The sequence below is a fragment of the Moorena producens 3L genome (genome assembly GCF_000211815.1).
GTDB lineage: Bacteria > Cyanobacteriota > Cyanobacteriia > Cyanobacteriales > Coleofasciculaceae > Moorena > Moorena producens.
The window spans coordinates 77,332-89,368 of sequence record NZ_GL890965.1 but is presented as its reverse complement, the minus strand read 5'-3'; the positions used below and the strand labels follow the sequence as shown (position 1 = coordinate 89,368).

Genomic DNA, 12,037 nt, shown 5'->3' with positions numbered 1-12,037 from the left:
CCTCTTAGGTTTACATATCATTTATATATGATATATAATTCAAGGGTAAATGTCTAATTTATAATTGTTGTTGTAAATTGATAGTTGTTGAAACTAAATATTTTTGAATAAGGAGCAAAAAAATGTCAGAAACTAAAGTATTTTTTGGTGTTTCTCTAGAACTGGCTGGGAAGACAATTTCCCTAGAACCTAAAAATGCCATTAGTGAGCTTAAAGAAAAGGGAATTGAAGTTGAACTTCCGGCAGGGGAGAGAGTCTACCTTGGTACGGTTGGTACCTCTATTGGTAGTATTATGAGTACTCTAGGTGTCGATGATACTAGTTTTATAGTGAGCAAAGAAGAGGCTGACAACGATTCAAGTGGCACACTGACAGAAGGAGCGATAAAATCGGATTTCTTGCCCGATATAGCTGTCTTACAGAATGCTGCTGATCTCGTTTTAGAAGCTGGTTTATATGTGGATGAATTTCATGTCAGAATTCCAGGTGCTGCCACAAGTGGAACAGTAACCAAAGAGAAAACAGCTTACACTGTTGGACTATCAGCAGAATGGCAAGATGATGCAGGTCAATTAATTGATGGATTAGAGCTTAAATTAAAGGGAGTCTATTTCAAAGTTAGTAATGAAGAATAGCAATCAGCTATTAGCAATCAGCAATCAGCTATTAGCAATCAGCATATGCGCTACGCGCACGCTACGCGAACAGCAATCAGCTGACGGCTGACCACTGACGGCTGACGGCTGACGGCTGACGGCTGACCCCTGACTTTCGATAATTCCATTGTTGCCTCCTAATCTTTTCTGAATCGAGCTATGACTGCAATAGTGCAAAGAACAACCAGTGTTAGCTTTGGTATGGTCTCCGAGCTAACCGTTGCTGGTGAAACCGTCAATTTGATCCTGGAGAAAATTGAAGACCGCAACGTAACGGTTTATCAGGGCGGTATGATTGCTGGACAGCGACTTTATGTCGTGGCGCTTTTGGAAGAATTAATTCCAGAATTAGATGCACCAGACTCGATTCAGAACTTAGCCATTACTAAAATGGCGGTGGAATTGCGACCGGATAAAGGGGCATTTTCTTTTGAGGCTGCTATTGAAAATGCCTGGTCGATTACCCTCGATTCGGGGCCAACCTTATCCATCGAACAGCTTGCTCTGTCAGTGTCGTCGGTCAAATCTTCTGGCTCAACCAATGGGAGTCAACAGAATACGGCAGAATCCCTCTCCCAGCAGCGAAAACTCTCATTTGAGGGGCTGTTTGAGTTATTTGGGGGCGAATTTGCGGTTAAGGTCGCCCATCAATTTTCGTCACAGAGTGGCATAATTGCCAGTCAGTGGGCATTTTCTGCCACTGCTGAAAATATTAGTATTACCGAAGTCATCAAAGCTTTTGGGTTTTCCCAGGATAAACTCGATGAGTATGGGTTGCGGGATTTAGTAGTTTCCTTGGCATTTGCGCTACAACAAACCCGCTATCAAGACAATAGTACCCAAATCGTCGAATCCCGCTATACCTTCACCGGATCCATGGATTGGGATACTGGCATTGCCTTAGTGCCAGGGGAAGAAACCCTGCAAATCCAAGCCGCGATTGAAATTGCCAAAACCTCCAGTCAGGGATCAGGGGGAACCTCTACGACCCTAAAAGGCGCGATCGCAGGAACGGTCAAAGCCTCGATTCCCTTTTTCGATACCTTACAACTCTCGGTTATCTATACCTTTAGCCAAACCAGTAGCACCTCTAGCTCTGGTCGTTCATCCCAAGCCCTGGCAAATCGTACCGGTGAGTTAATTTTCCAACTCCAAATCAGTACCCTGTTGTTGAGCGCAGTGTACACCAATATCAATAATCGTAAACTGTTGCGGTTTAGCGTTAGTTTGGTCAGTGGAAAGAATCCCACTATTGGTGACCTGATTGCCTATATTGTCAGCGTCTATGACTCCAGCATTATTGACTTTGAACTCGATCCACCCTGGGATGAATTTGCTAAAGAAGAGATAGCGCTAGATAAGTTTAGTCTGGAGATAGACCTAACCGATAAATCCATCACCATTTCCTACAAGGCTACCTTGAATGTCTTGATTGCTAAGGTATCCAATGTGGGGCTGTCTTACCAGTTTGGGACTAAGTCATCTCAGGTTAGTACCCAACAAAATAATGCCAGAACAGCATCCAATAAAAAAATAGCGATCGCAGTTGACTTAAGTATTCCCGGAGAACCCAAAAAGCGAGTTCAGTGGGACCCAGTCAATGAGAATCCCCCAGAAGTGCCCAGCACTAAAGCCCCGATCTTCGAGCTGAAGTTCCTGGCTTTGGGACAACGGGTTGCCTTCGCACCAGAAATTGTGCAGCAAGCTCGTACTATTGAGCAATTCACCACGGTGATGCGCCAAACCTTGGTACCCCTTCCCCCTATTAAACGGCGGCAAAATCCCCTCACAGCTCTGCAACAGTCCTTACCCTCAGCCGTCAGTTCTGACCCCACTCAACCAATTCAATTTTCAGGTCAGCCAATACAGTTTAGTGCAGAGAGTGGCTGGTTAATTGGTGCCCAATTTGTGATTTTGGGTTCCATTGAGATCAGTATAATTTTCAACGACCCCTTTATCTATGGCCTGCGCATTAGTTTGTCGGGACCCCCGGTACAAAGTTTTGCTGGATTTGAATTTGAAATCCTCTATCGCCGCATTAGTGATACTGTCGGGGTCTATCGCAGTGAGCTGGTTTTACCAGACACCATGCGCTATATCGACTTTGGTGCTGTTCATATTACCCTGCCAGTGGTTGCCATTGAAATCTATACCAATGGGGACTTTGGTATCGATGTGGGCTTCCCTTGGGGTGGTGACTTTTCGAGATCCATTGCCGTTAATGTCGGCATCTTTTTAGGGTTAGGGGGCTTCTATTTCAATAAACTTAGTGCAGAAACAGCCACCAGTGTTCCCGACATTGTTAGTGGCACCTTTGACCCGGTATTGGAATTTGGCATTGGCTTACAGGTCGGGTTGGGGAAAATTATCAACAAAGGTCCTCTGCGCGCAGAATTCAGCATTACCATGCAGGGCCTTTTGCAAGGGGTGTTTGCTACCTATAATCCCACCGATACTAATGAGAAAAAGGCCACCTATTACCGAATTCAGGGTGGTGTAGCCATTGTTGGTCGCATCTATGGTGTCGTGGACTTTAAAGTGATTCAGGTTGATGTAGAAGTCCTGGTTAAAGTTGCGGTGCTGTTTGTGGTGGAGGTATACAAAGCTATTCAGGTGGCTCTGGTGGCTAAGGTTTCTGTCAAAGCATCGATCAAGGTTGGCTTTGTCCGGATCAGATTTAAGTTTAAATTGACCGTCCGGGAGCAATTTGTCCTCGGTTCAGATACCACACCACCCTGGCAACTCGCTGCTGTATCTGGGGGAGCCATGGCTCCCCCAGATCCAGTATTTACTGCCCGTGCTCAAACCCTGCGTCCCTCTATGCAGAAAAATGCTAGGGCTAATCGCTCCTTTGCTTTTGCTAAAGCCCAGGCCACTAGTAGCACAGGGACAGTTACAAATGCCACTACTACAAATGTCACTACTACAAATGTCACTACTGAAACATCTGGTGGACGGTCATTGCGATGGGATGATGGCACAACGGGAATTAAGCTAGAAATCCTTACCGACCAGGTGCGCCCGGAAACTGTAAAAGACGGCAAGCTTCGCCTCGATATTTATTTTCAACCGTCCTTTACCAAGACCGAAACAGGGGTAAGTGGTATCGGGTTATTGTTTATGGAAAACTCGATTCCTCTAGACGATAGCAATAGCACTACTGAGGATAGCAATAGCACTACTGGGGATAGCAATAGCACTACTGGGGATAGCAATAGCACTACTGGGGATAGCAATAGCACTACTGGGGATATTAATACAGATAATGATACGGACTTTGATGAGTTAGTTAAAGCCCTATTCAAATGGGTGATTTATGCCTATTTATCAGATAGTGAGCGTAATGCTTTAAATATCGACACAAGTGCTGTTAATGTTGATGATCAAGTCTTAACGTTGGAATTGTTAGAAGATGTTTATACCCTATTCGTTAACTACTTAGAGGAAGAACCGGCGGATGAGTTTTGGGCACCCCTGATTCGATTCTTGTCTACCAATTTTATCTTTGATATCACCGACCGCCCCATCAATGAGACAGATACAAATAATACAGATACAAATAATACAGATACAAATAAGACAGATACAAATAATACAGATACAAATGAGACAGATCCAACAATTAGTGGTACCATTTTCCCGATGTTTCCTCAACTTGAGATGGAACTCAAGGATGGTGCTGATACTGTTCTCAATACCGTTGATTTTGATAGTACGAAATATTCTCCCGCTCAAATCAAGGCGATTCAAACTTATTTTCAATCCTCCAACTATAACCATAACCAGAGCACAGAAGAAGTCCTGGGACAAATACCGACCAACGATTCATCCGCCGAGTTAGCGATCGCTGAACTTTTATTTATTGACTACTTCACCTTAATTATTCGCTCTGCGGTGCAGCTTGGCATCGATCATGTTAGGGATAAACAAGAGGGGGTTGATGAAAATGGCACGATTACCCTAGGCACTTTATTAACTAATTTCAATGGTGGTGAGTCGTTCCAATCCTTAGCGGGAATGACCTCACGATTCTTGTTGCATGGATTGCGATTACCCACCTTTACAGGTAGCACTACAACCATTGATGGACAACAAGCTGCTTATCTTGGTACAGGACAACAATTTACTGTCACAGTCACGCGGACTGTTTCCGGAACAGAGGGGGATAGTGAGACAGTAACCATTACCCCCAATGAAATCCGGTTATTTAAACCCGATACTTTGACCTGGATTCGACTAATTGATGATCCAAGTGAGAACAGCGATAGTGCAACCTTAACTCCTGAACTTAATTACCCTTTCCCTGATACTGGTACCTACAACACCATTACACTGATTCAGCAGCTTGATGAGGCAGAAACCAGTGGAATTTTGCCCACAACTCCTCCAACACTGCTGGAGTTTTACAATCCCACGAACCAGCAATACACTATTCGCCAAAAAATCAATGCAACTAGCAATAATCTGCTGTGGGAACTTCCTTCTGGGTTATGTGATTATCTCAAGTCTACGTCTGCTCAGAGAAGCTTAACCCTTTTCTACAATCAGCAGTCAGTTCAAGATGGGGAAACCTTAAATACTGCGGAGGGGGAAACTTTAGATACTGCGGAGGGGGAAACTTTAGATACTGCGGAGATTGAAGCAGGATATACCTGGGCAACTAAATTAACCTTGGAAATCCGCCAAGTCTCGACCTCAGATGGGAGCGGATTTTTGCCGACCGTATACGCTATTGAACGGATTGAAACGGCTAGTCGGCAATTACTGCAAGATATTCTGACCGCAAACGTAACTCCTACAACCTTGACCTTGTTGTATTTGGATGACAGTGGTGACTCTAAAGTTCTGACCCGTGATGGCAGTGCTGACGTCTTGATGCTGAAGACGAATTTATCCCTAGATTCTGGGGATAACCGTACTGTGACACTAGACTTGTCTACGAATTTCCTACCATTCCTAACACTGGTTCAAGAAAGCACTGTTGTAAATAGTGAAGGCTATTACCTCAACTATAGCTATGAGCAAAAGGGCTTACCAGATTCTCTGTTTGCTGATGGGGACACGGCTCAGGTCACTCTGTTAATGACCTTTAGCAGCACTCCCGCTAGCTATCACAACTGCCTTGAGATTCCATCTGATCATTCCCAGTTTAGTACACTCAATGATGAGGTCAGCGAAATTTTTGCCACCAGTAGTGAAACCATTAATGTGTTAAGGATTCCGGCAGGAAATCTTGGTTTTAGACTGACCCGTACTGCCATTGAACCTCAAGACAATGATACTGCGACCGATGAGATTCAAAACCTCTATCAGCTTTTGAGTTATCAGCTGCCCAGTACAATTGAAGCTGAGGAGGAAACCGGGCAAGACCGTCTACCGATCGGACCGATTGAAGAGGATGAGGATGATACAACATGGGTCTATGAAAAAGTCTTGCCGGTTTATGCTTTAACTACCGCAGCAAAAAATACACCATCCCAAGCATTACCGGAAATTCTCAAGGATACCCTCAATCCCTATTACGGTATTGGAGATACCTTTAAGTTAGATTTTCGCTGGCAAGATATCTATGGCAATCGTTTGGGAAGCGATGGGAACTTTGCTGAAGGTATTAGCCAAAAATTAGGTTATTTCGACCCGATTTTCGGAATCAATCAATGGCCATCGGTGGGTGAAAGCTATCAGATCACCAGCAAGGATGATAAGACTGCTAATTTGATTCTGGAGTTGGTGTTAGACCAATCTAAATATATTCCCACTCCTGGAAATCTTTTCACTGAGGCACTGGATCAGATTAAAACTGACCGCGCCACCTATCAACAAATTTACTATCAGGTTCATGACTCGAACTTAACCTTTACGGTGATTACATCGGTGATTCCCAGCGGTGACCAGGAGTTGACTGATACCCAGCGTGCTGCCTTCACGGGCTTTGTGGATAATGTCTATAAGTATTTGGTCACGTTGGAATATCTCCAGGAATTTACCTATACAGTTGCTGGTAACAGTGAAGACCTGGAATCGGTTGCTAATCAATATAGGTGTGATATTGGAGATTTAGGGGATAGTAATAGTGCAGTTAGTGGTATTTTCAGCAGTGGTCAAAGTATTCAGATTCCTGTAGGTATTCGGGTTGAGTCAACCAACAGCTTAAATAAGATCGCAACCAAGCTCAACAAAGATTACGGCACTGAAAGTGACAAAGTTGAGGAAATTGTCACCGAATATGCAAAAACGGCGGATTTATTAGCGGTTGGTGGGATTATTACTTATACTGGTAATTTGGTAAACTATACCGTTCAAGATGGGGATACCTTCGAGTCGATTGCGATCGCACAACTCGCCCTAGAGGAAGACCAGCTGATCGAACCCAACCTACAAACCATTGCTCAAGGGTTAGATACCACTGAAAGCTTAACCAATGGTGTCCTGATCAAGGGTCTAGAATCATCCCACGTCAACAATTACGTTACCCTAAACGCCACCCTAGAAGAAATTGCCTATGGGGTATTGCAGCTGGAAAATGCTGACCTGGATCTGGAGTTTGACCAGATCCTGACCGACCGTATCAATGAGATTATTGCAGAGAATGAATCCACGGTATTGCTGGCAGGGGTTACGGTTTCAGCCTTGGATATCACAACCCAGGATGACGAGACTTTGGAAACTCTTCAAAATCGTCTGTCAGAAGACCAGGATCTGGTTGAGGCCATTCGTGGTCTGGAAATTTTCCCCACGGACACAACATTAACGGTCACGGTGACCAAGAAAGATGAAGCAACACCAACTCCGTTTAATGTAGAGATCAAGGTGATTACTGAAAAGAGTTGGATTGCGATCGCTGCAGCATTCCCCAATAACAATAGTTTAGAAACTACTGAAACGGTGATTACTGCCAATGCCCAACGCCAGGATTTACTGGTGGCAGGTTCGACAATAAAAATCACAATGGCCAATAGTAGCCTTGATTACACCATCCAGGCTCAGGATAGTCTATATCACATTGCCCTTAACCAGTTTGTCGCCACTAATGATGTTAGCTCTATGGATGTGCTGAAATCGGGCATTGTTGCTGAAGTGGGTGCCCTGGAGTATACCATTACTGACGCAATTCTGCCCGAACGGAAGACCCTGGCTTACCTAACTCAGCAGCTTCATCTACAAACCAACCTTCATCGCACGGTTTTGGAAACGGTACAAGCAGTGGGCAATATCAGTGATATTCTGACTGAGTCTACGATCGATAGTCAATTAGTTGTGGTTGCTGCTGCTGTCAGCGATATGAGTGGGTTATTTGGTACAGAGGATGTGATCCTGGCTGACGTGCTGTTGAACTACACTGTCACCAGTGGGGATAGCTTCGACCAAATGATTGCTATTGCTGCTGCCCATGATAGTCAAATTATTACCGATCAAACCACAGCAGGGGATATTGCTCTTCAAACTCCCACTTTAGCCTTAGAGTCCGGGGCAACTCTCTACATTCCGGATCGCTTTACCCTGGATACCTCTTCTGCACAGAACCCTGACTATCTAGCAGTGGTACAATTCACAGATCAAACCACATCCCTGAGTACCTTAACCAGTACCATGGGAACGGAAATTACCCCAGCAGCCGTAGCGGTGGCTAACCAAACCCTGGCAGGACTCTTGAGTGGCAATACTGCTATCGATGTCCGTCCGGTTTTGGCATCCCTGACTAAGATTAGTTACAACAGTGACGATACAGTAAATAGCGACTTAAAACGGTTAGCGGCTTTCATCGATAGTCAAACTATCCAGACCGGAACCGATGAAACCTTCTACACCCTCACCTCTGGATGGGCGCAAACCCTGGTTAACTTCAAAAATAATATTGTAGGCGACGCCAGTCAAACCCAGCAAAGCATTGGGAATAATATTGTAGGCGACGCCAGTCAAGCCCAGCAAAGCATTGGGGCGGTCAATGCTATTTATGAGCAACTGGAGAACTTGGAAGGGGCAAATCGCATTGCGTTACGGGCCTTACTTGATCCCAATGATAGTGAATCTTCCTTGAGTATCTTGAAAGCAACACTGCTGGATGCTGAAGGAAACCTTAAATCCCAATTCGAGCCATCAACGGTTCATACTCAACCTGAAACCTTGGATGTGCCGGATGCGATCGCTAATATCGAAACTGCCCATGGTCAACCCGATGATCAGGTATTGATCGACACCTTAAAGGACTCATTGGAGATTATTCATCGCATGTATGACTTCAGTTGTCTGAAAACAGCGGTGGATCTGTTAGAAAAGCGTACGCAACGCCCCCTAACTGTGGCAGAAGTAGCAGAGGCGCTCCAAAATGAATCGGTTCTGATTAAGGCCAATCAGAATTGGATTGTTCCCCCAGCAGTAGCTAGCACAACGGTTGATCTCACCTTCCGGGATAACAATAATAGTCTTCTGTATCCAACGGATTTACTTTTCCCGGTCACCGTACAGCTGGAAATGCGACGCAACCAGGATTTGATGCATTCCGACGATGTGTGTGAAAAGGAGATGGATTGCTATGTGTCTGAAGCTGAGGTAGTATCAGCCTATTTTGCCCCCAAAACCGTTGTGCTGACCAGCTCCTCCGATGATGAAAATGCTGAGTTTAGTGAACGCCTGGCCTCCCTTGACCCCTTTGCCAAGGCATTTGAGCAAGCACTACCTAACTTAAAGCTAGCAGTGGGGAGGGATGCTGGGAATATTGATAATGCTAATCCTCAAAACAGTGATACCCTGTGGGCAGTTCATCTGGGGGATACCGGGATTAGTTACGATATCAAAGAGGATTTCCCCTACTTCTTTTCCGCTGCGCCTTTGAGCAATACCTTAATGTCAGGGGAAGTAAACCTTTACAGCTACACCCAAGAGAATGGACTTGACCAAAGCTCAACAGAAACCGTGCGAGTGGATGCGGTAGACCTGAATGGTTTAGCCCGTAAGTATTTACGTGCTATTGAAGATATCCTGAAACCGGAAACAGCTATCCCTGCAGTGAATGATAGCACTTTAAAGGATCAGCTTAGGCGCATTTTAGATGTCAAAGCAAGTTTGGCCGATTCGATTAGTAAAAATGTGACCCATGTATTGGAGACTTCTGTGGATACAACTTCCGAAGAGTATACTACTCGCCAAACCTTAGCGGTGGAAGCACTCCAAAAGGAATTGCTGACAAATTTAGCGGATGCTTACGACATTGAAACCATTGTTCAATATAACGTGGATGTCGCGATCGCTGATCGCTATCAATGGTCTGATCAAGATATTCCTCGTTTATCTGGGCAACCAGTTATGAGCGGGGCTTATTACACCAATCCTGAAAGTACTCCCAACTCCACTAGTTCTGACACAGAAAAGAATGCTCTGCTTCAATCAATAGATTTCACTTTATCTCCAGCTAAAATTTCCCTGAGCGATGCCAACAATGGTAAGTCTACGCTGACCTTTTTCTTCAATACCCAAACGCCTCAGCGTTACGAAGATATTGCGGTTAATCTGAACTATCAGGTTAATGAGTTGGAATACAATATTAATACTACCAATTCCACCTCCTCTTGGCTCAATTTTATTCAACCTCTCAATGATGAGCCTAATCAAATTGGAGATGTTCAAATTCCCATTCCTTTGCGAGATTTTCCCCTTCCTCCTTCTCTGATTTCCCAAACAGCAATTCCTGACCCCGACAGTTTTGCTGGTGATATTCTCAGTGCTGAGGATATTCGAGACTGGAATTATGTTTTCCTTTATGAACATCCCGATGTGGCTCAAGATACCATTGAATGCCGGATTGAATACAATGGTTCGTCTAAATTGACCATTGATGATGTCTCTTTGAAGGAACCCGAAGAAAATCAAGACGAAACATTTGCAGTTTTCACGGTTACCTTATCTCCTCCTTCTGACAAGACTGTTACTGTTAATTATCAAACCCAGGATGGTACCGCGAAAGCACCGGGAGATTACACCGCAACTAGCGGAAGTCTGGAATTTGCGACCGGTGAAACCAGCAAAACAATTGAGGTGAAAGTCAACAGCGATGATGTGGTTGAAAATAATGAAACCTTTACCCTTGTGCTGAGTAATGCAGTTAATGCAGACATTGGGGATCCAGTGGGTGTTGGCACAATTATCGATACGACTAATACTATTGATCCACTGTTGGATACTCTGGTGCGGTTTAACAATCTATATCCAACCCTAGCCAGTGATCTCAAAGCTTTGGAAACAGGGGTGAATTCTGACAACCAGACTACGGTTACCTCTGCCCTCAATGCCTTTGCGACTCTAGCAGAAGAGGTGGCTAGGTCATGGCAAATTTGGCAACCGATTGCGATCGCACAGGCATCTCGCCAGACAGTTCACTACAATATTGATGAAAACCTATCTGCTGACCAAGAAACCAAAACGGTTATCATCACTCCCACTAACAATCTTCCCGTTGCTGATCAACAAATCTTAGACATTGAGTTACCAGGGTATGAGTTAAATGATACCAGGCAGAACGATGTAACTACTAACTCCCCCACAGTACCTTACACCACCATTGAGTATGATTTCACCAAATTGCTTGATGCAACTGGGGTAGAAACCTTTGGGGAGTCGGCATTACCGGATCGTAAGGTGACTGTGACTAATTTGGATGTGTTGGACTATCAAAATGCCTGGGGTGCTATCCGTCTCGCCCGCAATAAGAATTTGATTGATGGCAGGGAAACTAATGCAGCTTTCATCTTCCAGACTCCTGAAGTAAGGTTTAAGAACCGGATTACTCCTCTCATTGTTAATGATAAGCGTTGGGATATTGCAGACTTGGGCGATTCCAGAAGTAAAACTTTGACACAGCATCTGGAAGAGTTATTCAAAGTCTTGCTGCCAGCTGTCATTAACCGTCCTTATGATATTCGGATTAGCTGTCAGTATGCCTTTGCTTTAGCTAGCAACACTAATGAAGAGGAACTGTTAGCTTCCTTACCTGTTCTACTCACCCCTCGATTTACGGTTCAAAAGTCTGGGGATTCCACGGATATGTTAGTAGTTACTCAAGACCTGCGAACAAATATTGTCCGGGAAATTGAGAATTGGCAAACTCAGAAAAACCCCAATCAAAGCAGGGGACGATATCTGTTTAGTTTTAGTCTGTTTTCCAATCCAGAAAATGTGAGTAGTACTGAGAATCCTAACTTGCCGCTGTTAACGGTGGAAAATTTGAATCTTTTGCTTACAGATATTATTGAGGAATAGTTATAGCAATTCTCGGCGTTGCTGAATTAAAGTTGGTAAAGCCCCCTAAATCCCCCAACTTTGGGGGACTTTAAGAGTTTTGTTCCCCCGCCGGTGCGCTTTCCGTAGGCGAATTAAATTGGTAAATG

General features: G+C 44.4%; 2 protein-coding genes. Both read left to right on the top strand.

Annotated elements, in window-relative coordinates; genetic code table 11:
* Window positions 1-122 precede the first annotated feature (122 nt).
* Entirely contained in the window at window positions 123-635 is a 513-nt protein-coding gene (locus LYNGBM3L_RS26750) for a hypothetical protein (protein WP_008188782.1), read from the top strand.
* A gap of 180 nt (window positions 636-815) precedes the next feature.
* Window positions 816-11,909, top strand: a complete 11,094-nt coding sequence (locus LYNGBM3L_RS26745) for a Calx-beta domain-containing protein (protein ID WP_008188780.1) — start codon at window positions 816-818, stop codon at window positions 11,907-11,909.
* Window positions 11,910-12,037: the final 128 nt, after the last annotated feature.